A 23,726-nucleotide genomic window follows, 5' to 3' on the forward strand; every position below is an offset into this window, starting at 1 on the left:
CGCTTGAGCGAAGTATCAACCCAAGGGCTCATTTTCACCTTATGGTTAGGCGCGAGTCTGCCACTGGCAGCCGCACCGCTGGACGAGGCACTCAAACCCTTGCCGGGCGTGCCGACGCTGGACCCGGCCAAAGTCGAACTGGGCCGGCAACTGTTCAATGAGCCGCGCCTGTCAGCCAACAACACCCTGTCCTGCGCCAGTTGCCATCGCCTGGAGTCCGGCGGCGCCGACGACAAGCCGTTTTCGATCGGTTTTGACGGCAAACCGGTAGAGGTCAACACCCCATCGGTGTTCAACGCCAGCCTGAATTTCAAACAGTTCTGGAATGGTCGTGTCGACACGCTGGAGGCGCAAGTCGAACACGTGGTCACCAGCACGGCAGAAATGGGCAGCGACTGGAAAACCGTGGTGCAGAACCTCGCCGCCGTGCCCGCCTACCAGAGCGCATTCCAGCAGACCTATCCCGATGGGGTCACCGCAGCCAATGTGCAAAACGCCCTGGCCACCTATGAGCGCACGCTGCTCACGCCCGACTCACGGTTTGACCAATACTTGAAGGGCAATACGGAGATCCTGACCCTCAAGGAAAAGTACGGCTACCAGCGTTTCAAAGATTACGGCTGTATCGCCTGCCACCAGGGTGTGAACATCGGCGGCAACATGTTTCAAAAATTCGGCGTGATGGCTGACTACTTCAAGGACCGCGGCAACCCGGTCGAGTCGGACCTGGGGCGTTACCTGTTGACCAAGGATGAAGAGGACCGCTATGTGTTCAAGGTGCCCAGCCTGCGTAATGTGGCGGTCACCGCGCCCTACTTTCACGACGCTTCGGCCAAGAGCCTGGAAGAGGCTGTGGACGTGATGTTCAAGTATCAGCTGGGGCGCACTCCGACCCAGGAAGACAAGGACCTGATCATCCTGTTTCTCAAGACCCTGACTGGCCAATGGGCGGGCAAGCCGTTATGAGCCGACTGCCGAGCCTGTCCCGCCGCCGTATCAGTCAGCTGTTGCTGGGGTTGATGACCCTGCTGCTGGCCTCGACCCTGGTCTTTTTGTACCTCATGTCCTCCCGCGACCAAACAGCCAGCTACACCCAGTCACGGGACCTGATCCGCCAGCTCCAGCAACTCAACGCACAATGGGACAGCGAAGTGCTCAAGGCCCGGATTGCGATTACCCACAACTACGATCCGCTGGTGACACCACTCACCGAAATGACGCGTATATGGGCCGAACTTAACAGCCGCAGCACCTACCACAACAGCGTCGACCTGCCCCGTTGGCGCACCATCCAGCTAGCGTATGAAACCGCCATCCAGGAAAAGGCGCGGCTGGTAGACCGGTTCAAATCCCACAATGCGGTGCTGCGCAACTCGCTGGCGTTTCTGCCGACCGCTGAAGACGATATCCAGGCCCAGTTCAATCGTGTTGACGATGGAGGGCGGCTGCAACTGCAAAGCGTGGCCACCGACACCTACGACCTGCTGCTCAGCAGCCTGGAGTTCGCCCAGGTCACCAGCGACGACCGCGCCGCCGATATTCTGGTGGGCCTGGGCAAACTGGAAATTAACAAGGAACGCCTGCCCATTGAGTTCCAGGCCCCGGTCGAGATCCTCAGCAACCACATTTCGCTGATCCTGCGCGAGCAACCGGTGGTCAACAGCCTCCTCGAACGAATTGCCGCAGTGCCCGTGGCCGAGCGCCTGGATGACTTGACCACCCACCTCAACCAGGACCAGCAGGCGGCCGACCTCATTGATCATCAATACCACCGCTACCTGTTGATTTTCTCAACCTTGCTGGTGGTGTTGCTGCTGTACCTGGCGGTACGCCTGTTGCGCAGTTTCGCCGAGATCAACCGGATCAATCGTGCCTTGCAGGCCGCCAACGAAACCCTGGAACAAAGGGTGGAGCGGCGCACGCAACAGCTCAAGGACGCCCAGAGCGAGCTGATGGACAGCGCCCGCCAGGCGGGCATGGCGGAAATCGCCACGAACGTGCTGCACAACGTCGGCAACGTGCTCAACAGTGTGAACATTTCCGCCGACCTGGTGGGGCGCAAATTGCGCAACAGCAAGGCCCAGGGCCTGGGCAAAGCCATGCAATTGATCAACGCGCATCAGGGCGACCTGGGCACCTTCCTCAGCGAGGATGAAAAGGGCAAGTTGCTGCCGGGCTACCTGAACCAATTGGTCGAAGCGATTGCAGTCGAACAGCAAGACATGAGCGAGGAACTGACGCAACTGAGCAAAAGCGTTGACCACATCAAGGACATCGTCTCGACCCAGCAATCCTATGCCGGCGCCTCCACACTGCTCGAACCCGTCAACATCAGCGCGTTGATGGAAGACGCCCTGCGCATGAACGCCGGCGCTTTGAGCCGTCATCACGTCACGGTGGTCAAGGAGTACGCGCAAGTACCGGAGATTCTGGGCGACAAACACCGGCTGTTGCTGATCATGGTCAACCTGATCAGCAACGCCAAGTACGCCATGTCCAACCTCAGTGACCGGCCACGGCAAATGACCCTGACCGTGCAACCGGCGGCTGAAGAGACGCTGAAAATCAGTGTAAGGGACGATGGCGAGGGCATACCCGCCGAGAACATGACCCGGATATTCACCCACGGCTTCACCACGCGCAAAGAAGGCCACGGCTTCGGCCTGCACAGCTGCGCCCTGGCCGCTGTGGAAATGCACGGCCAACTCAGCGCCCACAGCGATGGGCCAGGCCTTGGCGCAGTGTTTACCTTGACGATTCCTCTTACCCTTGCCGGAACTGCCCCATGAACCAGACTCCCAACCGGCGCATTCTGTTGATTGATGACACACCGTCAATTCATGAAGACTTTCGCAAGATTCTGATGCCGAGCGTGGCCGCCAACCCTGCACTGGACGACCTGGAATCAGCGCTGTTCGGCGCCGCCGCCACGCCTCAGGCTCAGGTATTCGACCTGCATTCGGCGTACGGCGGCGAAGAAGGCCTGGGCTTGCTGACCACGGCCATGGCAGAACAACGGCCCTATGCGCTGGCTTTTGTGGACATGCGCATGCCCCAGGGCTGGGACGGCGCGAAGACCATCGAGGCATTGTGGAAGGTCGACCCCGACCTGCAAGTGGTGGTGTGCACCGCGTACTCGGATTACTCCTGGGAGGACCTGCTCTTTCGCCTGCACGCCCATGACCGCTTGCTGATCCTGAAAAAACCCTTCGACAACATTGAGGTCCAGCAAATGGCCAACACCTTGGCCAACAAGTGGGACATGGCCCGTCGCGCCGCCTTGCAAACCTCCCACCTGGAACAGCTGGTGGAACAACGTACCCAGGCGCTGCAACTGGAAATCGACGAGCGCAAGCACTTGGAAAGCCAGCTGGTGCAGTCGGAAAAGCTCGCGTCGCTGGGTCAGCTTGCCGCCGGTGTCGCCCATGAGATCAACAACCCGGTAGGCTTCATTTCGTCCAACCTCAGCACCCTTGATGGCTACTTCAACCAGCTGCAACAGATGCTTGAAGCTTATCGACACAGCGAGGAAATAATCGCTTCGCAACCACAGCGCGACCAGCTAAAGGCTTTGCGCACGACGTTGGAGCTGGACTTTCTCAAGGAGGACATCCCGATCCTGATCCGCGAATCCAAGGATGGCATTGGCCGCGTGGTGCAAATCGTCAAAGACCTGAAAAATTTTTCGCGGGTGGACAACGACCAGACCTGGCAATTCACCAACCTGCAACAAGGCATTGATTCGACGCTGAACATCGTCGCCAGCGAACTGAAGTACAGGGCTGATGTGGTCAAGCACTACATGCCGCTGCCGGACATAGAGTGCCTGGCGTCGCAGCTCAATCAAGTGGTGATGAATCTGGTAATCAATGCCGCACAAGCCATGGGCCCGGAACGCGGCACCATTACCATCAGCAACGGCGTGGAAGGTGAGAACATCTGGCTGGAAGTGGCGGACGACGGCTGTGGCATTGCGCCGGAAACCGTGCAGAAGATTTTCGACCCCTTCTTCACCACCAAACCCGTCGGCGAAGGCACTGGCCTGGGGTTGTCACTCTCCTACGGCATCGTCAAGAAACACCGGGGCTCAATCTCGGTCAGCAGTGAGTTGGGCAAGGGCACAACCTTTCGGGTGGTGCTGCCGATTCGGCAAACGGCGGCGTAGGGCACGCCGCCGAGTCGGGGTTATGCATCCGCCTTTTTTGGGCTGGACCCAAACGAAGCGAAACGCTTGTTGAACCCGGCGATCCGGCCTTCGACCTGGGTCTTGCGCTGCTGGCCGGTATAGATCGGGTGCGAGGCGCTGGACACATCAAGCGGGATATACGGGTAAGTGTTGCCGTCACTGTGTGTATGGGTGCGGTCGCTGTCGGCGGTGGAGCCGATCAGGAAGAACACGTCGGCGGCGGTGTCGTGGAACAGCACAGTGCGGTAGTCGGGATGGATACCAGCTTTCATAAGGCCTCCGGGGCGTCTGGGTGCAATTCAAGTGTTATACAGTAACACAAATCATGCACCCAAACGAGAACCTATTGCAATAAGAATAGGCCGACTGCTTCTATGCCGCTTCCTGGAAGTCCATTTCCGGGGGTTGTTTCGAGAAACCGCGCGTTAGAAAGCCCAGGTACACCAGGCCAATCGCCAACCACACCGCGCCCAGGTAAATCGCCAGGTGATCGAGGCTGACCATCAGCCACACGTCCGCGAGCAAGCCGATGGTCGGGAATACCAGGAACAGGATCACCTCACGCACACCGCGCTGTTTGGCGCCGATCCAGTAGTGAAAGATCACCGACAGGTTCACCAGGCTGAACGCCAGGAACGCACCGAAGTTGATGAACGAAGTTGAGGTAGTCACGTCGAGCTTCAACGCCAGCAAGGCCACCACCGCACACAACAGGATGCTGTTGACCGGCGTGCCGAAGCGCGCATGCAAGGTGTCGAAGAACGACTTGGGCAACACACCGTCACGGCCCATGGCAAACAACAGCCGCGAACCGCTGGCCTGGGCCGACAGCCCCGAGGCGAACTGGCCGACGATCAGGCCGATCAGGAAGATCGACACAAACAGGTCGCCGCCCACGTTGCGGGCAATCTCGTAGGCCGCCGAATCCACATCGGCGAATTCGAACGACGGGTGGGCGATCTGCACGAAGTACGACACGCCGACGAAGATCAGGCCGCCGATCAAGGTGATCAGCATGATTGCCCGTGGGATGGTACGGCGCGGGTCGCGGGTTTCTTCGGTGAGGGTACTGACCGCATCAAAGCCCAGGAACGAATAGCAGGCGATGGCCGCGCCGCTCATGATCAGCGGCAAGTGCATCTGGCCGTTGAAGAACGGGGCGATGGTCCATAGCGGCTTGCTCGCGTCACCGCCGATGTAGTGGATGCACAACGCGACAAACGCGATCAGCACCAGAAATTGCACCAGCATCAGCAGCGCGTTGATGCCGTTGGCGAGCTTCAACCCGATGATATTGATTGCCGTGGTGATACCGATAAAGGCCAGCACCCACACCCACTGCGGCACCGCCGGGAACGCCGAATGCAGGTACGCAGCGCCGATCAGCCAGATGGCCATGGGCAGGAACAGGTAGTCGAGCAACACCGCCCAACCGGCGATAAAGCCCAGCTTGGGGCTGATGGCCTTGCGCACATAGCTGTAGGCGGAACCGGCCACCGGGAATGCCGAGGCCATGCGCCCGTAGCTCATGGCGGTAAAGAACATCGCCACCAGGGCCGCCAGGTAAGCGGCCGGGACCATACCGCCGGTGGATTGCGCGAGGATGCCGAAGGTGCCGAGCACAATGATCGGCGTCATATAGGCGATGCCAAACAGCACCACCGACCCTAACGACAGGGTGCGTTGCAAACGAGCCATGAGCGATTCTCCGCTGATTTATTAGATTTATGGCAGAACTGAAGTCGGTGAAGCGCAAACTATTTTTATGATTGATGCTGCTGTTGTGGCGAGGGAGCTTGCTCCCGCTGGGGCGCGTAGCGGCCCTAAGATTTTGGGGCCGCTGCGCAGCCCAGCGAGAGCAAGCTCCCTCGCCACTAGGGGCCAGTCTTAAACGTGGGGGATCAGCAATTCGCGCGTCCCATCGCTGCGCTCAATCACCTCGCCGGGCAATTTCAAGCGCTGGTCATCCAGGTAGCGGTAGTCCTTGCGAGCCGCCACCAATTGCTCGAGATCCAGCTCGACGGTGAATTGCCCTTCCTCACGCCCCGCTTCAAACAGCAAGGTGCCGATCGGGTCCACCAGGGCGCTGCCACCGGCGAACAACAGGTCGTCGTCGCCCTCTTCGACCCGGTTGACCATCAGCGCAAACGCCTGGTTTTCCTGGGCGCGGGCCATGATCGCGGTGCGGTGCGTGGGGCCGTAAGGGTCCATGTTGCCGTTGGTGACGATCAGCAGTTCGGCACCCAGTTGCGCCAGGGCGCGGGCGGTTTCCGGGAACTCGATGTCGTAGCAAATCAGCAGGCCGACGCGCACGCCGTTCCACAGGCATGTGGCGTAACGATCACCAGCGGTGAACACGCCGCGATCCGAAGCCCACAGATGCGTCTTGCGATAACGCAGGGCGATGCCCTCGGGGGTGATCAGCAAGGTGGTGTTATAGAACTGGCCACCGTCGTGTTCGGCCATGCCGATGACCACGGCGATATTGCGCGCACGGGCCGCCTGGATAACCGCTTGTACGGTGGGGCCGTCTACCGGCTCGGCAATAGTGGCGACGGTCTCGGCCGACGGGAAGCCCATCAGGTGGGTTTCCGGGAAGACGATCAGTTGCGTGTCGGCGGCGCACGCAGCTATGGCCGCCAAGGCGCGCTCAAGGTTGTAAGCTGTACCGTTATCGCGGCCTGCCAATTGGGCAAATTCGACCTTCATGGGTATTCCTTGTTCTTTATCCGTGTCGCAGTATGCGCAGCCAACACCGGCCAGGGAATTACGCGGCCGAGGTAACCCGATAGGGGTAGATTGATGAGCATGACGCTGCAAGACATCGCCTGGCACCGTTCGGTGGGGCAAATGATAGACGCCCTGGACCAGCCCAATTTCTGGACCCAGCTTGTGCGGCTGTTGGACCAATACGTGCCGTCCGACAGTTGGGTGGCCTTGCTGTTCAGCAGTCAGCACCGCCCGCTGGTGTTCGCCGAATCCCCGGGCGCCGATGGCACGCCGGACCCTCTGTTCCAGGACTACCTCAACGGCCTGTACCTGCTCGACCCGTTCTACATCGCCAGCCGCGAACACGCGCGCACCGGCCTGTTGCGCCTGGCGGACGTGGCGCCGGAGCATTTCGAGCTGACCGAGTACTACCAGCGCTACTTTCGCCTGAACGTGGTGGCCGATGAAATCCAGTTCAATTGCCACCTGCCGGACGGGCGCACCCTGTGTCTGTCGCTGGGTTCGAAACAGCGTTTTGACCCACAGCAAATTGCCCTGCTGTCACTGATCCAGCCGTGGGTGGTGAGCCTGCTGCGCCAGCGCCTGCCCCATGAACTGAACCAGGTGAGCGCGCCGCAACCGCCGATTCAAAATGATGACTGGGGCGCACAACTCACCGCCCGTGAGCTGGATGTAGGCCGTTTGATGCTCAGCGGTTGCTCCAGCAAGGAGATCGCCCGTAAGCTGGAAATCTCTGTTGAAACCGTGAAAGTCCATAAGAAACACATGTACAGCAAGCTAGGGATCAAATCCCAGTCGGAGCTGTTCTCGATCTTTCTTCAGGCGCAAAACGCCTGACCGATGAGTCCGAACCCAAGGAAACCCGTATGAGCCTGTCGTTGCTAAGCCGTTACGCCTTCTTTGCCGTGTGCGTCATTTTCACCCTCGCCAGCCTTCCGTTTATCGAACATGAGTGGCTGTGGCCTATCACCGTGGTCACCGGCATCCTCAGCCTGATCGGCGTTTTCGACCTGCTGCAAAGCCCCCACGCGGTGCGCCGCAACTACCCGATCCTGGGTAATATCCGTTACCTGGTGGAAGCCATTCGCCCGGAGATCCGCCAGTACCTGCTCGAATCCGACAGCGACGCCCTGCCCTTCTCCCGGGCTCAGCGCTCGCTGGTTTACTCGCGCGCCAAAAACGAAACCGCCGACAAGCCGTTCGGTACCCTGATCGACGTGTACCAGTCGGGCTTCGAGTTTATCGGCCACTCCATGCGTCCGGCGCCGCTCAGCGACCCCAGCGCCTTTCGCGTGATGGTCGGCGGCCCGCAGTGCACGCAACCTTACTCGGCCTCGGTCTTCAACATCTCGGCGATGAGCTTCGGCTCGCTGAGCGCCAATGCGATTCGCGCGTTGAACCAAGGCGCCAAGCTCGGCAACTTTGCCCATGACACCGGCGAAGGCAGCATCAGCCCCTACCACCGCGAAAACGGCGGCGACCTGACCTGGGAACTGGGCAGCGGTTACTTTGGCTGCCGCACCAGCGACGGCCGTTTCGACCCGGAGCGCTTTGCCGTACAGGCACAGAACCCGCAAGTGCGCATGATCGAAATCAAGATGAGCCAGGGTGCCAAACCCGGCCATGGCGGGATTCTGCCCAAGCACAAAGTCACCCAGGAAATTGCTGAGACGCGCGGCATCATGATGGGCGAAGACTGCATCTCGCCATCGCGCCACAGCGCGTTTTCCACCCCGATCGAGATGATGCAGTTCATCGCGCAACTGCGTGAACTGTCCGGCGGCAAACCGGTGGGGTTCAAGTTCTGCCTCGGCCACCCGTGGGAGTTCATGGGCATCGCCAAGGCCATGCTCGAGACCGGCATCCTCCCGGACTTTATCGTGGTCGACGGCAAGGAAGGCGGCACCGGCGCCGCGCCGGTGGAGTTCACCGACCATATCGGCGTGCCGCTGCGTGAAGGCCTGCTGTTTGTGCACAACACCCTGGTGGGCCTGAACCTGCGCGACAAGATCAAGCTGGGCGCCAGCGGCAAAATCGTCAGCGCCTTCGATATCGCCAGCGTGCTGGCCATCGGCGCCGACTGGGCCAACTCGGCGCGCGGCTTTATGTTCGCCATCGGCTGCATCCAGTCGCAAAGCTGCCACACCAACAAATGCCCGACGGGCGTCGCCACCCAAGACCCGCTGCGCCAGCGTGCGCTGGTGGTGCCCGACAAAGCCCAGCGCGTGTTCAACTTCCACCGCAACACGCTGCACGCCTTGGCGGAAATGCTCGCTGCGGCCGGCCTGGATCATCCGTCGCAACTGTCGGCCAAGCATTTGGTGCGGCGCATGTCGGCGACCGAAATCAAACTGTTCTCGCAGCTGCATGTGTTCCTCAAGCCTGGCGAGTTGCTCACCGGCGAGGTGAACGGCGAGTTCTATTCGCGCATGTGGCAAATGGCACGGGCGGACAGTTTTGAGCCGCAGGAAGTGGCTGCCGCATAAATATCCGAACACTCTTGACCGCTGAACCGGACCACCGACGGCATCGTTGAAACAAGGAGCTTCACATGCCGTTACTCGACTTCAGCGCCATTGCCGCGCAACTCCCCGACAGCTGGAAATCCACGCGACTGGGCCAGGTCGGCCCAGCGCGGATCAAGGTGTTGCGTATGGATGACCAAGCTTATAAAGAGGAAACCCATGATTACAACGAGGGGTTATTGGTAGTCAGCGGCCAGTTGTGCCTGAGCATTGGCACCGAGCAAATACGCGTTGCTGCCGGCCAGATGTACCTCGTAGAAGCCGGCACTCCCCATGCTGTAAGCCCCGGCAGCCGGGGCACGTTGGTCATCATCGATGTATAGAGACATTCAGTAATACCCAGCCTTTGCAATTGCTTACAAATACCGCCAACCTGCGCGCGCCCGACGTGCGGCGTGTGACAACACGCGCATTCGCCTGTCATGACTTAAACCCCTGTTCAAGAGCCCGCTGCCATGCTGAACGGACGCGACCCGCGCATCGATTTTTTTCGGGGCTTGGCGTTGATCTTCATTTTCTGGGATCACGTCCCCCACAACCCACTCGGCCAAATCACCCTGCGTAATATCGGTTTCAGCGATGCCGCTGAAGTGTTTGTATTTCTTGCCGGTTATGCCTCAGTGCTGGCCTATGGCAAGGTCTTGCAACGCGAAGGCTACTGGATGGCCTGCCTGAAGATCCTGCGGCGCACCTGGGTGCTTTACGTGGTGCATATTTTCTTGCTGGCGATGCTGATGGGCATCGTGTTCTTCGCCAACAGCCATGTGGAAACCCGCGATCTGGTGCAGGAGATGGGCCTGACGCACTTTGTCACCCAACCACAGCAAGCGTTGGTGGATGAATTGCTGCTGCGCTTCAAGCCCAACCTGATGGACCCGTTGCCCTTGTATATCGTGCTGCTGGCCGGCCTGCCGCTGGTGTTGCCGTGGCTCTTGCGCAAAACGTGGTGGGTGGTGGCGGGGTCGATGGCGGTGTACCTGCTGGCGCCACACCTGGGTTGGAACCTGGCAGCGATTGCCGACGGGGTGTGGTATTTCAACCCGGTTACCTGGCAGTTCCTGTTCGTGCTGGGCGGCGCGGCGGCGATTCATGGGCAACAACCCCGCGCGCAGAACAATCGGCCACTGCTGCGGCAGCCGTTGTTCATGATGGCCGCGACCTATGCATTGATGGCCGGCGTGATTACGATCGGCTGGCGCTGGCCCGAGGTGCATGACGCACTGATGCCGCACGCGCTCAGCGAACTGTTGTACCCGATCAGCAAGACCGACCTGTCGCCGGTGCGTCTGCTGCATTTTTTGGCCTTGGCCTATGTCACCGCCAAACTGTTGCCGGGGCGTGCCTGGACGCAAAACTGGCTGGCACAGCAGACCTGCCGGATGGGCCGCTTTTCGCTGGAAGTGTTCTGCCTTGGCGTGTTGTTGGCGCCGTTGGCGGACATGGTCAACGCCATGGCCGGCGATGCCTTTGCCATGCAAATTTTTACCGCGCTTGTGGGCGCTGGCTTGATGGCGATGTTGGGCGCCTGGCTGGAGTTCAACAAACGGCTGGACCAATCGACACGCATGGCCGCCGCCTAAAAACAAAAAGCCCCGATCAAGGGGCTTTTTGTTGTGCGCCAGGCCGTCAGGCGACGGAGCGTGCCGCCGCATTGGTCGGCTGCAACTTGAACACGTAATACAGCACGGTCAGCAGCACCAGAAACGCAGGCCCCACATACAGCGCCACCCGCGTATCCGGGAAGTACGCCATCAGGCCCACCACCAGCACCAGGAACGCCAGCGCCAGATAGGAACTGACCGGGTACAGCCACATGCGGTACTTGAGGCCTGCGGCTTCGGCCGGGCTCAGGCCTTTGCGGAACTTGAGCTGGGTCAGCAGGATCATCAGCCAGGTCCAGATCGCGCCGAAGGTGGCGATGGAGGTCACCCATACGAACACCTGGTCAGGTACCAGGTAGTTGAGCAACACGCCCAGCAGCAAGGCAAAGATCGACAGCAGCAGCGCCTTGCGCGGTACGCCATTGCTGGAGGTGGTGCCGAAAGTCGCCGGCGCCTGGCCGTTCTGCGCCAGGCTGTAGAGCATGCGCCCGGTGCTGAAGATGCCGCCGTTGCAGGACGACAGCGCGGCGGTGATCACCACGAAATTGATGATGCCGGCGGCGGTCTTGATGCCCAAACGTTCAAAGGTCATCACGAACGGGCTGCCCTGGGTGCCGATTTCGTTCCACGGGTAGATCGACAGGATCACAAACAACGCGCCGACGTAGAACAAAAGAATGCGCCAGAACACCGAGCCGATGGCGCTAGGAATAGTCTTCTGCGGGTTGCGTGCTTCACCGGCGGTCAGGCCGATCATCTCGACGCCCAGGTAGGCGAACATCACCATCTGCAAGGACATCAACACGCCCTGCACGCCGTTGGGCATGAAGCCGCCGTGAGCCCACAGGTTGGAAATACCCAAGGCCACGCCGTCGTTGCCGAAGCCGAATGCAATGATGCCGACGCCGCCGATCACCATGGCAATAATCGTGACGATCTTGATCAGCGCAAACCAGAACTCGAACTCACCAAAGGCTTTGACGGCGATCAGGTTGATCGTGCCCATGCTGATCAGCGCCGCCAGGGCCCAGATCCAGCGCGGCGTGTCGGGGAACCAGACACCCATGTACACCGCCACGGCGGTGATTTCCGCGACACAGGTCACCAGCCACAGGAACCAATAGTTCCAACCTGTGAGAAAGCCCGCCAACGGGCCGAGGTAATCCTGGGCATAACGGCTGAACGAGCCGGCTACCGGGTTGTGCACGGCCATCTCACCAAGGGCGCGCATGATCACCAGAATGGCCAGGCCGCCGATGATGTAGGAGAGCATGATTGCCGGGCCGGCCATCTCGATGGCCTTGGCCGAACCGAGGAACAGGCCCACACCGATGCAGGCGCCGAGCGCCATCAAACGGATGTGTCGTTCACCCAGTTCACGTTTGAGCGGGCCGCCTTGAGCGGTCTCGCCAGGGGGCAGTGGTTTGCCGACAGGCATAGGGAAACAACCTCATTTTGTTATTGGATTGTCCGTCGAGTTTCCGGGGCCAGGCCGGTAAGCCTGTGCCCTTGTTGAAACCGGGGCCGCCTCATGGACGGGCCCTTCTTGCCGGGCAAGATCAGCGGGACGTGCAGTATAAAAAGCCGGGACCAGGGTCTTTCACTATAAAAACCATGCAATTCAGTGAAAGACCCGGCTAAAAAGCCACTTTACAGGAGCATATTACCTGCACTGAGCGACAAAACGTCGCAACCCACCCTGCATTCACACGCCATCCAAGAAGATTCCGACTACCCAACCACAATTCCCTCACACCTGTCGCCCAGCGACTAAGCTTCAGGCAAGTCCGATCAATCTGCGTGCAGGATCAATCGACTATGGGCGCACTGTGGCAAACCGAATCGACCAAGGCTGCGAAATTACAAGGCAGTTCGGACCCAGCGCCTTTACCCAAAAATAAACCCAGGCCCCGTTACATACGTCGCCTGTTCTGGCTGATTGTGTTGATGGTGGTGATTGCGCTGGGGTTCGCCGCCGCCAAAGAGATACGCACATCCGCACTGCAAGCGCGGCAACTGAGCCGGCTGGCCCACGACCTCACCTACCGGCTGGAACCCGGCCCCAGCCAGGCAATGGTTTACCCCGGCGCCGGCCCGTTCGATCGCCGCTTGGGCTACAGCGACCTCGGCACCTTTTTGCCGCGCCTGCTCAAGCGCGGTTATGTGATCGAGTCCCAGGTGCAGTTTTCGCCAGCGCTAATGAGCTACGCCGGCCACGGTCTCTTCGTGCCTTACCCGGAGAAAATCCAGGCCGGCCTTTCGATCACCGACTGTCGCGCCTTGCCCCTGTACCAGTTCGAGTACCCGCAGCAGCTGTACTCAAGTTTTGCCGCCATCCCGCCGCTGGTGGTCCACAGCCTGTTGTTCATCGAGAACCGTGACCTGCTCGACCCCGCCCAGCCCCAGGCCAACCCGGCGGTGGACTGGCCGCGCTTTGCCATGGCGGCCTGGTCGCAAGTCGCAAAGGTATTGCACCTGCCCGGTCAAAGTGCCGGCGGCAGTACCCTGGCCACCCAGCTGGAAAAATATCGGCATTCGCCCGACGGCCTGACCTTGTCCGGCAGTGAAAAACTGCGCCAGATGCTGTCCGCCGGTGTGCGCGCCTACCAGCCTGGGCCTGACACCCAGGTGGCACGCCAGAATATCGTGCGCGACTACCTCAACAGCGTGCCGCTGTCCGCCGTGCCGGGGCATGGCGAAGTGCATGGCATGGCCGAGGGTTTGCGCGTGTGGTACGGCGCTGACTTCAAGCAGGTGAACCTGGCCCTGAGCGGCAGCGAAAATGATGCCGGCCATTTGGCGCAACGTGGCCTGGCTTTGCGCCAGGTGCTGTCGCTGATGATCGCTCAGCGCCGGCCGTCTCATTACCTGGCCAACGGCCGCGATGAACTGGCGCAACTCACCGACAGCCACCTGCGCCTGCTGGCGCAGAACACCGTGATCGACCCGCCGTTGCTCAAGGCCGCCCTGGCATCCCACGTCACTTACCGCGACTGGCAGCAACAGCCGACCGTGCAGCCCATCGACACCAACAAGGGCATCAGCGTTGCCCGCAGCCGTCTCGCCGCCCTGCTCAACCGGCCGCTGTACGACCTCGACCGCCTGGACCTGTCGGCCACCAGCACCCTGCAAGCCGAGCTGCAAAGCCAGGCCACCGACTACCTCAAGCAACTGGCCGACCCCACCTTCGCCGGCAAAATGGGCCTGCTCGGCGAGCGCCTGCTCACACCCGCCAGCACACCCCAGGTGCGCTACAGCTTCACCCTGTTCGAACTGACCCCGGACGGCTCGCGGGTGCGCGTGCAAACCGACAACACCGACCAGCCTTTCGACATCAATGAGGGCAGCAAGCTGGAGCTGGGCTCCACGGCCAAGCTGCGAGTGCTCACCACTTACCTGCAGATCATCAGCGAACTGCATGATCGCTACGCGGCGCAAACACCCGCCGCGTTGAAAAAAACCGAGATTGCCGAGCAGGACCGCATCAGCCGGTGGGCGGTCGATTACCTGATCCAGAATCCCGATAAGTCCCTGGCCAACATGCTCGATGCCGCCCTCGACCGGACTTACTCGGCCAACCCCAACGAAGGCTTTTTCACCGGCGGCGGCATGCACCACTTCCACAACTTCCGCAACCAGGACAATGGCCGCAGCCCGTCGCTGCGAGACGCCTTGCGCGAGTCGATCAACCTGCCATTTATCCGGCTGATGCGTGACCTGGAGCGCTACGTTACTTACGCAGGCCCCAACAACAGTGCGCAATTGCTCAAGGATGATAACGACCCACGGCGCCAGGAATACCTGGCCCAATTCGCTGATCGCGAAGGCACCACCTTCCTGCTCAAGTTCTGGAAGAAGTACCAGAAAAAAGACACCCAGGCGCGCCTTGAGACCTTTCTTGACGGGCTGCACCCCACGGCGATCCGTATGGCGGCTGTGCATCGCTACCTGTTCCCCGAGGCCGACCAGGACACCTTTAATCGCTTCGTGCGTTCACATCTGGTGAATGCCAAAACCAGCGACAAACTCACCGACGAACGCCTGCAACACCTTTACACCGACTACGGCCCGGGCCGCTATGATTTGCCCGACCAGGGCTACATCGCCAAGGTCCACCCACTGGACCTGTGGTTGCTCGGTTACCTGCTCAACCACCCCGACGCGACCTTCAGCGAAGTGGTCAAGGCCAGCCAATTTGAACGCCAGGAGGTCTACAGCTGGCTGTTCAAGAGCCGTCACCAAAGCGCGCGCGACAGTCGTATTCGCACCATACTGGAGGTCGAGGCGTTCCTGGATATTCACCAGCGCTGGCAGGCGGTGGGTTACCCGTTCGACCATTTGGTGCCGTCGCTGGCCACCGCGATTGGCAGCTCGGGCGATCGCCCCGCCGCGCTCGCCGAACTGATGGGCATCATCCTCAACGACGGCGTGCGCGGCAAAGTGCTGCGCATCGACAGTCTCCACTTTGCCGCCGATACGCCGTACGAAACCCGCGTGGTCAACACGCCCGATGCGGGTAAACGAGTGATGCCGTCCGAGGTCGCTACCGCGCTGCGCGGCGCGTTATCGCAAGTGGTGGACGCGGGCACGGCCAAGCGTGTTTCCGGCAGTTTCGTGCAGGCCGACGGCACGCCGATGGCCATGGGCGGCAAGACCGGCACCGGCGACAACCGTATCGAAGCGATGGGCGCCGGCGGCCGAGTGATCAGCTCCAAAGCGATCAACCGCACCGCCACGTTCGTGTTCTACATCAGCGAGCGCTACTTCGGCACCCTAACCGCCTTTGTGCCAGGCAGTTCGGCGCAAAACTTCAAGTTCACTTCGGCACTGCCGGTGCAGGTGCTCAAAGGCATGGCGCCGATTTTGACCCCGTACTTGCAAGGCAGCGGCACCCTGCTGTGCCACGGGGCATGACCGAAGCGCCTGGGGTGAAATGGGGTTTGTGCGGGAGCTGGCTTGCCTGCGATGGCGGTGGTGAATTCACTATTGCTATCGCAGGCAAGCCAGCTCCCACATTTAATTTTTAGCGCTGGCAACACTGATCCCCTGTGGGAGCTGTCGAGCTTTAGCGAGGCTGCGAAAGCGGTGGGCCAGGCAACTTATAACTTGCCTGTGCCGCCGATTTCGCGAACGGCAAAGTGCATGTCTCAAGGCGCCGGAAAATCAAACAGCAGGTGTACCGTGCCGTAATACTCGCCGCCCTTGTAGCCGTCTTCCGGTTCAACGGCGGTGATTTCCAGTTCAGCGCGACGGCCCGAGCGGGCTTCATCGGCGCTGATCACCAGGGTTGAATCGAGAGTCAGCGGCACCCGGTTGAACAACACCTGCAAATCGATACGGTTGCGGCCACTCAACAGATAAGGCGTGTCACCAAGGCGCGCCGCCACGCCGCCGTTGATGTTTTTCACATCAAAGTTCTTGCGCAGACGGCCCAGCCGGGCTGTCGCAAGGTCCCAGGGCAGCACTTGGTCCTGGCCCATCCAATCGGACTCGGAAGGCAGCACATAGGCCTCATGGATCGGGATGGTCACCGATACATCAAAACTGTGGCGCTCCTGAAATGCCTGCGCCTGATCACCCGCCAACACAGGCGCCATCAGTACAGCCAGTACCGTCAGTTGCTTGAACATTGTCATCACCCGTTACTGTTGACCGTCATCGTTTTTTTGTTGCGACCTTCGATCAGCTGGAAGTTGAACTGACGCTCCGGCTTTTTCTCCAGCACCAACTGGCGGCCAGGCAGGATGTGGTGCTTGGTGGTGGCCTCACATTCGGTCTTTTTCGTCACCGAACAATCGCGGAACTCATCGAGCACCACCACGCTGTTGCCGGCATTACGCATGGTGTATTGGCTGGCGGTTTCGCTGATCCGGGTATCAAAACGGGTGTCTTGCGGGCGCACGAAGAACACCGTGCCGTACCCGGCCATGACGTTGACTCCGGCGGCCAGGGCGTCCTTGTATTCGGCGCGTTCGGCATCGGTGACAGCAAAGTCATCTTCCTTTTCCGGTACCACCGGAATGAAACGCACACGGAAATAGCGCTCCTTGTCTCGCTGGCCCATGTACAGCAACCGAGTGCCCTGACGCCCGCCGGCCGGTACGATCAGACGAGCCGGGCTGGCCATCAGGCCGTCGCGGTTGGTGGTGCTGCCTTTGGCGTCGGTCATCGACGCGACGGGCACTTCCCTGGACGTGCCGTCGTCGTTGTAGACGATCTCCAGCACATTGACTTTGATAAACGCGGTACTGGTGCCGCCGTTGTAGACACGCTTGAGGTAAGAACTGCGGTCGCCTTCCAGGTAGTCGTAGACCACGCCGACGTTGATCGCAGGTCCCGCATGAACCGCCAAAGACACCAGCCACAGCCCCACTGATAACACTGCATGTTTCATGTTTGATTACGCCTTATTGATTGAACCCAGCCCAGCGGCCGGCGTGCGGCAAATATCCGCTCAGACTTCCGAATCCCAGATCACCGTGACCACACCCGAATAGGTGCTGCCCGGCTGTTCGAGCATGTCCTTGACCTGGTCTTTTTCGACTTCGAAGTGCAGCGTTCCAGCACGGTTGTTCACGTAAAACGCAGGCTGGAACAACTCGGTGCCCACGCCATCCAGGCGCAAGGGCTGCTTGTTGACCGCCTGCCCGGCCTGGTTCTGCAAGCCAAAGGGCAGGCTGACAGCAACCTGCAACGGCACCTGATCCCCCGCGCCGTTGCGCAAGCCACAGGTGTTGCCCACCGCAAGGCTGCATTCGAGCTGCATCTTGAAACGCCCACTGGCGGAAATGACAAAGGTCTGGTCACGGAACAACCGCGCCGGTTGGCGCCCACGGTTAAGCCAGGCTTGCCAGCCGCCTTCGGGTAGCAACTCGATGCGGTTGCCGCCCGGTGGGAGATCGACCTTGAGCTCATGCTCTACAGCCAATTGAAAATTGAACGTCAGGGCGCTTTCGGTGGACGCCATCACGTCACCGAAATCAAAATCCCCGCCCGGCCCGATGCTGTAAGTCAGGGAGCCGCGGTATTCGCCGCTGGCCATGCCTAGCGGGTTGGGGGTTTTAAGTTCGTAGCCGTACTCCAAGTGGCTGTAGGTCAAACGCGGAAAAGTGGTGCCCGGGTTTACCGTACAAGCCCCCACGCCCTCCGGGACGATCCAGAAAAACAGTGCGTAACTGGCGGATGCCGCCAAATAGTTAACCCCCTGGCAAGGAGGCGCACCGTTACTCCAATAGTAGGTCCAACCGGTTCCTCCGTTAGCCCACCCGCTGACGCCAGGCGGACGCGGCACATCCCAACGCGTACCAATACCCGCAATGCGCATTTGTACGGTTTCAACCTCACCCGTCCCGACATGGACCACCTGTACATCACGCCAAGATGAAGGCACTTTGAAATAGGCGCCTTTTCGAGGGTCTTCATGGTTGGCTTCGATCGGCTCTACCGACTCGGCCCTGAATGCCGCATCACGGATACTGAAGGTATTCAACGCCTCGCACCTGGCCGGTACGTGCCACGCGCAGACGCCACTGTGGGGCGTGGTGTTTTCGAATTTATTCACCATCGGGTTCGACGGGTCAGGACGAAACACCGCCGTGATGTTCTGCACCAGCGCGTGCGCAGGCAGGCTCATGCTGACCAGCGCCAGCGCGAACGCACACTGCTTCAAGCCGGTTCTCGTTACGTTTTTCACGTTCATAAAAATCCAGTCCATGCCATCAACCAGCGGTTTCGGCGTTGTGGGTTGCTTCTGCCAGGGTGTCCTTGGTGCAGCGCAAATCGCCGATCATCAACACATCGCTCTCACTCGGCGCATTGGCAGGGTCCAGGCGGAACTGACAGAGCAATTGGTTCTGGTAGCGCACTTGCAAGGTCGGTGAACTGGCGCTCATTTCCATCGAGAAGAACCCGTCGACTTCGCTGACCCCACGGCTGGCGTGGTTGATCACGTGATGGCCCTTGAGCGGTGCACCACGCTCATCCAACAACCGGCCGAGCACGGTGACGGTTTTCATCACGGTGATTTTCCGGTAGTCGACCCCGCCCTTGTTCAGGTGATAACTGGCGCGGGTCGGCTGGATATTCGCCGCGGGCGGGTGATTACCTTCAAAGTCGAAGCTCACGCTGCTGCTCTTGTAGGCTGAGACCGGCACGTAGTTGCGCCCCGGCCGCAAGATCGCGCCGCCACCGCCGAGGTCGTCGGCACGCAGGGCGATTTCGTCGAGGTCGGTTTCCACGTCGATGATCATGCCCGCACCGTTGCCCTGGTACTGGCTGCTCAGCAGCATCTGGCCGGCGCCGGCAACGAAGGTGCTGTTGAGGTTCAAGCCACCGCTCAGGTCGCCGTTGAACGAGCTGCGTTGCACAAACCCGTCACCGCTGACCGCATCCGTATTGAAGCTGGCCATGCCCGACAGGCCGACGCCGTAGGTGTCGGTGATCGCCGTGGCCGAGACGCTTTGCAGCAAGTGGTCGGTGAGGTCCTGGCGCAACGTCACCGAAGCGTTGTTGTCACGCCCACCGTCACGGGCAGTACGGGTGCCGATGCTGCCGGAAATCTGCCGGCCTTCGGTGCCCAGGTTGACGCTGACGCTCACGTCCACGCCGCGGTTGCGCGCGTCGTTGGTGCCGGCGCTGCCGGGCCGGTCGAACACCGAGAAGCGCCAGTTGGCGTCACTGCCGAACAGGTTGTCGTGGCGGCTCCAACCCAGGTCGACGCCGGCCCCCTCCACATTGCCTTCGCTGTGGGACAGGCGCATGTTCAGGGTGTTTTTCGCATCCAGCCGGTGGTTGACCGACAACGCCGTGTTGCTGGCTTCACCGACGAAGGTGTTGCGCCGCAGGCGTGTGCCATCGGGCAGAGTCTCGTAGGTGTCGCGGGTGTCGAGCCAACTGCGGTTATGGCTGAACACCAGGTTGGTCGCGCCCAGGGTATAGAGCCCTTGCAGGTCCATGCCGGTGCCGTGTTCCTGGGTCTGGTAGAGGTTGGCATACAGGCTGGTATTGTTGGCCACCGTCCAGTCCGCCGAGCCGCCGTATTGCAGCTGCTCGCGCACCTGACGGGCCGACAGGCCGAGGATCACGCGCGGGTGTACCAGATAGTTGAGCGACGCACCGGCCGTCACCGCGCCGGAAGCTTGTTCTTCCCAGTTGCTGAACAACTTGGTCTCGCGCCCGGCGAAAAGGTTATAGCGCCAGCGGTCTTCGGCGTTGCGCCAGTTGCTGGGTTTGTAGACCAGCTCCTGGGTGGTGCTGGTGGTCAGGCCGTCTTCGATAAGGCGCACTTCCACTTCATAGATGCCGCCGGGCAAGGGCCGGGTGTCCAGGGTTTGCAGGCCGGCCGCAACGGCCTGGGTGTTAATCAACAGGCCATTACGGTAAATCTCCACCGCCGCCTGGCGGTTGGCGGTGACATAGATCGGGTACACGCTGGGCTTGGCGTTGTTGATGGCCAGGCTGTCGGAGCTGCCATACATCAGGCCCAGCGCCGTATCGGGGCTGGCGCCGAAGCTGCGCAGTTGGCGGGTCAGGCCATCGGAATTGGGGGTGAAGTGGCCCAGGCGGAAAAACTGCCCTTCGAGTTCTCGCTGGGTATACAGCTCATGGATCGCATGGCGCATGGGCTCGTCATCGCCGCTCTGGCGCGCCAGCTGCAGGTTGAACACCTGACTCCAGTTACCCAGACTGGAACTGGCTTGCAAACCATAGCGTCCGCCGAGGCTGTCCTCTTGGCTGCCATTAAGGTTGAGCTGGTTGTTGATGATCAAGCCGAGGCTGCCACCTTCGGGCTGCTCATGGAAACGCGGGATGTCGCCACTCAGTTCGACGTCTTGGGTGAGGATCGACAGCTGGGAGCTTTCCAGGTTGTAGAAGGCCGAGAGCATTTTCTGCGGGCAGGACTGGGTACAAGCACCCAATGACACGCCTTTTTCCAGCAGCGCTTGCCAGGTGTCGCGGGTGGCGGCCGGGACTTTGCTGTCGGCGGTGTCGGTAAATTCAAGCAAGGTGACACGGTCATCGCGGGACAAAACAATCAGCGCCTCGCCCAACAGTTGCTGGTCAAGGTCCACGCGTACCGCCAACGGCACCTCGAAAAAATGATCAGTAAAACCAGCGGGCAAGCCTTGCGCCTGAGTAATCAGACTGCCGGGGGTTGAAGCACCGGAAGAAGCAGGTGCAGCCAGGGCACTCGTACACATCAGCAGCGCTAGCGCAGCCGCGATAGGCGTCATCGGAAACATGAACGGAACACTCTGAATGCCAGAAGACTGGAGAGAAAATCAGGCCGGCGGACCGAGGAGGGAAGTCAGCCGACCTGCAAGCAGATGCCCGTGGTTAACGAGCACGCATTGGCCTTATGGGGTGACTGGCAGTACCGCGTCGAACACTACCGGGATCGTGGTTGTGTAGGAGCCACGCTGAGTGGCCGTAGGCTTGGCCGCGGCGATGTGCATTTCCGCCCCTATACCCGGGGTGGAGTCGGCTTCGTTGACCACTTCCTGAGGGCTGCCGCTCAAGATCACACCATTGAAGGTGGTGGTGACCGGGATGTTTTGCGCGGCATCACCGTTGAACAGTACGGCCGGGCCACCTTCGATGTAGGCAGCAACCGAACCGTTGGTGTTCTTGACGTCGTAGGTGGCCCTCAACGAAGCAAGCTCACCGCTGACCAGGTTGTAGGTCATGGTTTCGTCACGACCCCAGTTCGGATCACGCGGTTGTGCGTGGAACACGGTGGTCGGGATGTTTGCCTGGACATTGACGGTGTGGCGGGCTTCACCGGCAGCAGTAGCTGTTACCGAGGAAGACAGTGCCAGAACAGCCAGGGGAACAGCGACAGCAAACTTCTTGAACATGATCAATACCTGTAGTTATCAACATTGATTGATTCGTCGCCAAGCAACTTCTCAACAACGAATAACGCAGACGGTTAGTTGAACCGCACAACGCCAAGCAATGATCAATTCAAATCAACAACAGGTATGCAGGTCGCTTCCCACGGCCTAGTAGCCTTTAGAAACGCGGGACGAACGAAAAGTATGGCACTTTGCCAAAACTTTAAAAATAGCCGTAAGAATCAGCCTACTTGAACATAAGTGTCATAACGGGAAGTGACTGTAAGAGCAATACTACACGCACAAGCGCTGCTATAAAGAGCAACCTGTTAACGCGCCTGTTCGAGCACAAACTCTAATTAAAGTTATAACTCTAAATACTTTTATCGTCCATGCCCCTCGAACGTGAGCCGCTTGACGCTGCTCACGACCGTTGGTCGTCTCGGGCTACCGCCACCATAAGATATATCTTAAGTTATATCTAAATAGGACGGAGGACAGACCATGCGACACGAGCATCGCAGTGAATTTGAAAAACGCGGCGGCCGCGGCCCTCGGGTATTTGCCCCTGGCGACCTGAAACTGCTGCTACCGGCCTTGATCGCCGAGCAGCCCTGCCATGGCTATGACCTGATCCGCCAGATCGAAAGCCTGTTCGACGGCGCCTACAGCCCCAGCCCCGGTGTGATCTACCCCACGCTGACCTTTCTGGAAGAGAGCGAGTTGATCAGCGGCGACGCCGAGAATGGAAAAAAACGCTACACAATCACCGACGCCGGTCGTCTCTTCTTAAGCGAGCAAGCCGTTGCCCTGGAAGGCGTGCGCATGCGCATTGATGTCAGCAAGCGCTCGCTGCGTGGCCACGACCGCCCACCCGAGATTCACGAGGCGGTGCATAACCTGCGCCACGCCTTGCATTCGCACCACGGGCGCTGGAGCCCGGAAGAAATCGTTCGTGTCGCGGCGCTGCTCAACGGCACCGCTCAAGCCATTGCCGACGGGAAAAACCAATGAATACTCAAGCTATCCATCGCGTTACCCACGAGATCAAACGCCGCCGCCTGCAAGTGCTGCGGGTGGTCGACATCACCCCACGCATGCGCCGCGTCACCTTGGGCGGGCCGGAGCTGGCCGGTTTTATCAGCCTGGGCAGTGACGACCACATCAAACTGCTGTTCCCGCAAAACGCCGCCGAGCAGGCTGCGCTGGAAAGCCCGACCTTCAACATCAAGGGCGACGGCCCGCAACCGGCCATGCGCGACTACACGCCACGGCGCTTCGACCTGAGCATCGGCGAGCTGGATATCGACTTCGTGCTGCACGGCGATGGCCCAGCCTCTACCTGGGCCGAACAGGTGCAGGTTGGCCAGTACCTGTACATCGGCGGGCCGCGCGGTTCGATGATCGTGCCGGACATCTTCGACAGCTATTTGCTGATTGGTGATGAAACCGCGATCCCGGCCATCGCCCGTCGCCTGGAAGAATTGCCGGCCGGGCGCAAGGTGTTGACGGTGATTGAAATCGCCAATAGCGCCGAACAGCAGCCACTGACCAGCGCTGCCGATGTAGAGGTGATTTGGGTGGTGCGCGGCCAGGACGACCTGCTGGAGACGGTGCGCAACCTGACCCTGCCGGGCGGTTCGCTGTACAGCTTTGTCGCGACGGAAACCAAACTGTCGCGCCAGCTGCGCCGCGTGTTGCTGGACACGCACCAGGTCAATGAGGAGTTCCTCAAGGCCGTGGGTTACTGGCGTGCCGAGGGCAGCGAAGAAGAATAAAGCCCTCAAGTCCACTGAAGATCCAATGTGGGAGCTGGCTTGCCTGCGATGGCGGTGCATCAGAAACAAAT

At 60.3% G+C, this 23,726-nt stretch carries 19 protein-coding genes; 10 read left to right on the forward strand and 9 right to left on the reverse strand.

Translation table 11 applies throughout. The annotated features are described in order from the left end of the window. The first annotated feature begins 3 nt into the window (after positions 1-3). The 3 genes from AB4P96_RS26075 to AB4P96_RS26085 are packed head-to-tail and all read left to right on the forward strand — an operon-like array spanning position 4 to position 4,165. On the forward strand, positions 4-966 hold the full coding sequence (locus tag AB4P96_RS26075) for a cytochrome-c peroxidase (protein ID WP_099548508.1): 963 nt from the start codon (positions 4-6) through the stop codon (positions 964-966). After that, positions 963-2,789, forward strand: coding sequence for a DAHL domain-containing protein (locus AB4P96_RS26080; RefSeq protein ID WP_225933034.1), 1,827 nt, complete (start codon positions 963-965; stop codon positions 2,787-2,789). The genes AB4P96_RS26075 and AB4P96_RS26080 overlap by 4 nt, the downstream gene beginning before the upstream one ends. Beyond that, the gene (locus tag AB4P96_RS26085; RefSeq protein WP_138452482.1) at positions 2,786-4,165 is read left to right on the forward strand and encodes an ATP-binding protein; all 1,380 of its coding nucleotides are present in this window, start codon (positions 2,786-2,788) and stop codon (positions 4,163-4,165) included. Before AB4P96_RS26080 ends, AB4P96_RS26085 begins: the two co-directional genes overlap by 4 nt. A 20-nt stretch (positions 4,166-4,185) precedes the next feature. Here AB4P96_RS26085 and AB4P96_RS26090 read toward each other — a convergent pair whose 3' ends face one another. The 3 genes from AB4P96_RS26090 to AB4P96_RS26100 form a co-directional block, all read right to left on the reverse strand. Further along, positions 4,186-4,458 carry a type B 50S ribosomal protein L31 gene (locus tag AB4P96_RS26090; RefSeq protein WP_017135901.1) on the reverse strand — a complete coding sequence of 91 codons (273 nt, stop codon included), beginning with the start codon at positions 4,456-4,458 and terminating at the stop codon, positions 4,186-4,188. A gap of 100 nt (positions 4,459-4,558) precedes the next feature. Continuing rightward, complete coding sequence (locus AB4P96_RS26095; RefSeq protein ID WP_395600269.1) at positions 4,559-5,884, reverse strand: APC family permease; 1,326 nt, start codon at positions 5,882-5,884, stop codon at positions 4,559-4,561. A 189-nt stretch (positions 5,885-6,073) separates the two neighbouring features. Continuing rightward, complete coding sequence (locus AB4P96_RS26100; RefSeq protein ID WP_395600270.1) at positions 6,074-6,895, reverse strand: carbon-nitrogen hydrolase family protein; 822 nt, start codon at positions 6,893-6,895, stop codon at positions 6,074-6,076. A 93-nt stretch (positions 6,896-6,988) separates the two neighbouring features. On the opposite strand from AB4P96_RS26100, the gene AB4P96_RS26105 reads away from it, so the two are divergent. From AB4P96_RS26105 to AB4P96_RS26120, 4 genes are all read left to right on the forward strand, one after another. After that, the gene (locus AB4P96_RS26105; RefSeq protein ID WP_017136332.1) at positions 6,989-7,753 is read left to right on the forward strand and encodes a LuxR C-terminal-related transcriptional regulator; all 765 of its coding nucleotides are present in this window, start codon (positions 6,989-6,991) and stop codon (positions 7,751-7,753) included. Positions 7,754-7,782: 29 nt separating this feature from the next. Next, positions 7,783-9,402, forward strand: a complete 1,620-nt coding sequence (locus AB4P96_RS26110; RefSeq protein WP_169985314.1) for an FMN-binding glutamate synthase family protein — start codon at positions 7,783-7,785, stop codon at positions 9,400-9,402. 65 nt (positions 9,403-9,467) lie between these two features. Next, a complete protein-coding gene (locus AB4P96_RS26115; RefSeq protein ID WP_395600271.1) occupies positions 9,468-9,764 on the forward strand; it encodes a cupin domain-containing protein in 297 nt (98 codons plus the stop codon). A gap of 132 nt (positions 9,765-9,896) precedes the next feature. Continuing rightward, complete coding sequence (locus AB4P96_RS26120) at positions 9,897-11,021, forward strand: OpgC family protein (RefSeq protein ID WP_395600272.1); 1,125 nt, start codon at positions 9,897-9,899, stop codon at positions 11,019-11,021. Between the two features lie 46 nt (positions 11,022-11,067). On the opposite strand, the gene AB4P96_RS26125 is transcribed toward AB4P96_RS26120, so the two are convergent. Continuing rightward, on the reverse strand, positions 11,068-12,480 hold the full coding sequence (locus AB4P96_RS26125; RefSeq protein WP_395600273.1) for an amino acid permease: 1,413 nt from the start codon (positions 12,478-12,480) through the stop codon (positions 11,068-11,070). A 380-nt stretch (positions 12,481-12,860) separates the two neighbouring features. Here AB4P96_RS26125 and AB4P96_RS26130 point away from each other — a divergent pair, with 380 nt between their 5' ends. Next, positions 12,861-15,956, forward strand: coding sequence for a transglycosylase domain-containing protein (locus AB4P96_RS26130; RefSeq protein WP_395600274.1), 3,096 nt, complete (start codon positions 12,861-12,863; stop codon positions 15,954-15,956). Positions 15,957-16,189: 233 nt separating this feature from the next. Here the strand turns inward: AB4P96_RS26130 and AB4P96_RS26135 are convergent, their stop codons facing one another. The 5 genes from AB4P96_RS26135 to AB4P96_RS26155 form a co-directional block, all read right to left on the reverse strand. Then, complete coding sequence (locus tag AB4P96_RS26135; protein ID WP_017136325.1) at positions 16,190-16,672, reverse strand: CS1 type fimbrial major subunit; 483 nt, start codon at positions 16,670-16,672, stop codon at positions 16,190-16,192. A gap of 5 nt (positions 16,673-16,677) precedes the next feature. Further along, positions 16,678-17,436, reverse strand: coding sequence for a molecular chaperone (locus AB4P96_RS26140; RefSeq protein WP_138451899.1), 759 nt, complete (start codon positions 17,434-17,436; stop codon positions 16,678-16,680). Positions 17,437-17,496: 60 nt separating this feature from the next. Beyond that, positions 17,497-18,741, reverse strand: a complete 1,245-nt coding sequence (locus tag AB4P96_RS26145; RefSeq protein WP_395600275.1) for a hypothetical protein — start codon at positions 18,739-18,741, stop codon at positions 17,497-17,499. Positions 18,742-18,760: 19 nt separating this feature from the next. Beyond that, the gene (locus tag AB4P96_RS26150) at positions 18,761-21,283 is read right to left on the reverse strand and encodes a CS1-pili formation C-terminal domain-containing protein (RefSeq protein WP_176991320.1); all 2,523 of its coding nucleotides are present in this window, start codon (positions 21,281-21,283) and stop codon (positions 18,761-18,763) included. 114 nt (positions 21,284-21,397) lie between these two features. Then, positions 21,398-21,898, reverse strand: a complete 501-nt coding sequence (locus AB4P96_RS26155; protein ID WP_170036354.1) for a CS1 type fimbrial major subunit — start codon at positions 21,896-21,898, stop codon at positions 21,398-21,400. A gap of 483 nt (positions 21,899-22,381) precedes the next feature. Between AB4P96_RS26155 and AB4P96_RS26160 the strand changes: the two genes are divergently transcribed. Then, a complete protein-coding gene (locus AB4P96_RS26160) occupies positions 22,382-22,891 on the forward strand; it encodes a PadR family transcriptional regulator (protein WP_017136320.1) in 510 nt (169 codons plus the stop codon). Continuing rightward, complete coding sequence (locus tag AB4P96_RS26165) at positions 22,888-23,655, forward strand: siderophore-interacting protein (protein WP_395600276.1); 768 nt, start codon at positions 22,888-22,890, stop codon at positions 23,653-23,655. Before AB4P96_RS26160 ends, AB4P96_RS26165 begins: the two co-directional genes overlap by 4 nt. Positions 23,656-23,726 lie beyond the last annotated feature (71 nt).

Source organism: Pseudomonas sp. B19125, from assembly GCF_044218855.1.
Classification (GTDB): Bacteria; Pseudomonadota; Gammaproteobacteria; order Pseudomonadales; family Pseudomonadaceae; genus Aquipseudomonas; species Aquipseudomonas edaphica.

What these genes read in the sequence shown, in the direction of transcription:
- AB4P96_RS26080 (WP_225933034.1), top strand. Translation starts at nt 963, where the DNA reads ATGAGCCGACTGCCGAGCCTGTCCCGCCGCCGTATCAGTCAGCTGTTG.
- AB4P96_RS26130 (WP_395600274.1), top strand. Translation starts at nt 12,861, where the DNA reads ATGGGCGCACTGTGGCAAACCGAATCGACCAAGGCTGCGAAATTACAA.
- AB4P96_RS26145 (WP_395600275.1), bottom strand. Translation starts at nt 18,741, where the DNA reads ATGAACGTGAAAAACGTAACGAGAACCGGCTTGAAGCAGTGTGCGTTC.
- AB4P96_RS26115 (WP_395600271.1), top strand. Translation starts at nt 9,468, where the DNA reads ATGCCGTTACTCGACTTCAGCGCCATTGCCGCGCAACTCCCCGACAGC.
- AB4P96_RS26160 (WP_017136320.1), top strand. Translation starts at nt 22,382, where the DNA reads ATGCGACACGAGCATCGCAGTGAATTTGAAAAACGCGGCGGCCGCGGC.
- AB4P96_RS26095 (WP_395600269.1), bottom strand. Translation starts at nt 5,884, where the DNA reads ATGGCTCGTTTGCAACGCACCCTGTCGTTAGGGTCGGTGGTGCTGTTT.
- AB4P96_RS26165 (WP_395600276.1), top strand. Translation starts at nt 22,888, where the DNA reads ATGAATACTCAAGCTATCCATCGCGTTACCCACGAGATCAAACGCCGC.
- AB4P96_RS26120 (WP_395600272.1), top strand. Translation starts at nt 9,897, where the DNA reads ATGCTGAACGGACGCGACCCGCGCATCGATTTTTTTCGGGGCTTGGCG.
- AB4P96_RS26090 (WP_017135901.1), bottom strand. Translation starts at nt 4,458, where the DNA reads ATGAAAGCTGGTATCCATCCCGACTACCGCACTGTGCTGTTCCACGAC.
- AB4P96_RS26105 (WP_017136332.1), top strand. Translation starts at nt 6,989, where the DNA reads ATGAGCATGACGCTGCAAGACATCGCCTGGCACCGTTCGGTGGGGCAA.
- AB4P96_RS26125 (WP_395600273.1), bottom strand. Translation starts at nt 12,480, where the DNA reads ATGCCTGTCGGCAAACCACTGCCCCCTGGCGAGACCGCTCAAGGCGGC.
- AB4P96_RS26155 (WP_170036354.1), bottom strand. Translation starts at nt 21,898, where the DNA reads ATGTTCAAGAAGTTTGCTGTCGCTGTTCCCCTGGCTGTTCTGGCACTG.
- AB4P96_RS26140 (WP_138451899.1), bottom strand. Translation starts at nt 17,436, where the DNA reads ATGAAACATGCAGTGTTATCAGTGGGGCTGTGGCTGGTGTCTTTGGCG.
- AB4P96_RS26110 (WP_169985314.1), top strand. Translation starts at nt 7,783, where the DNA reads ATGAGCCTGTCGTTGCTAAGCCGTTACGCCTTCTTTGCCGTGTGCGTC.
- AB4P96_RS26085 (WP_138452482.1), top strand. Translation starts at nt 2,786, where the DNA reads ATGAACCAGACTCCCAACCGGCGCATTCTGTTGATTGATGACACACCG.
- AB4P96_RS26100 (WP_395600270.1), bottom strand. Translation starts at nt 6,895, where the DNA reads ATGAAGGTCGAATTTGCCCAATTGGCAGGCCGCGATAACGGTACAGCT.
- AB4P96_RS26150 (WP_176991320.1), bottom strand. Translation starts at nt 21,283, where the DNA reads ATGTTTCCGATGACGCCTATCGCGGCTGCGCTAGCGCTGCTGATGTGT.
- AB4P96_RS26135 (WP_017136325.1), bottom strand. Translation starts at nt 16,672, where the DNA reads ATGTTCAAGCAACTGACGGTACTGGCTGTACTGATGGCGCCTGTGTTG.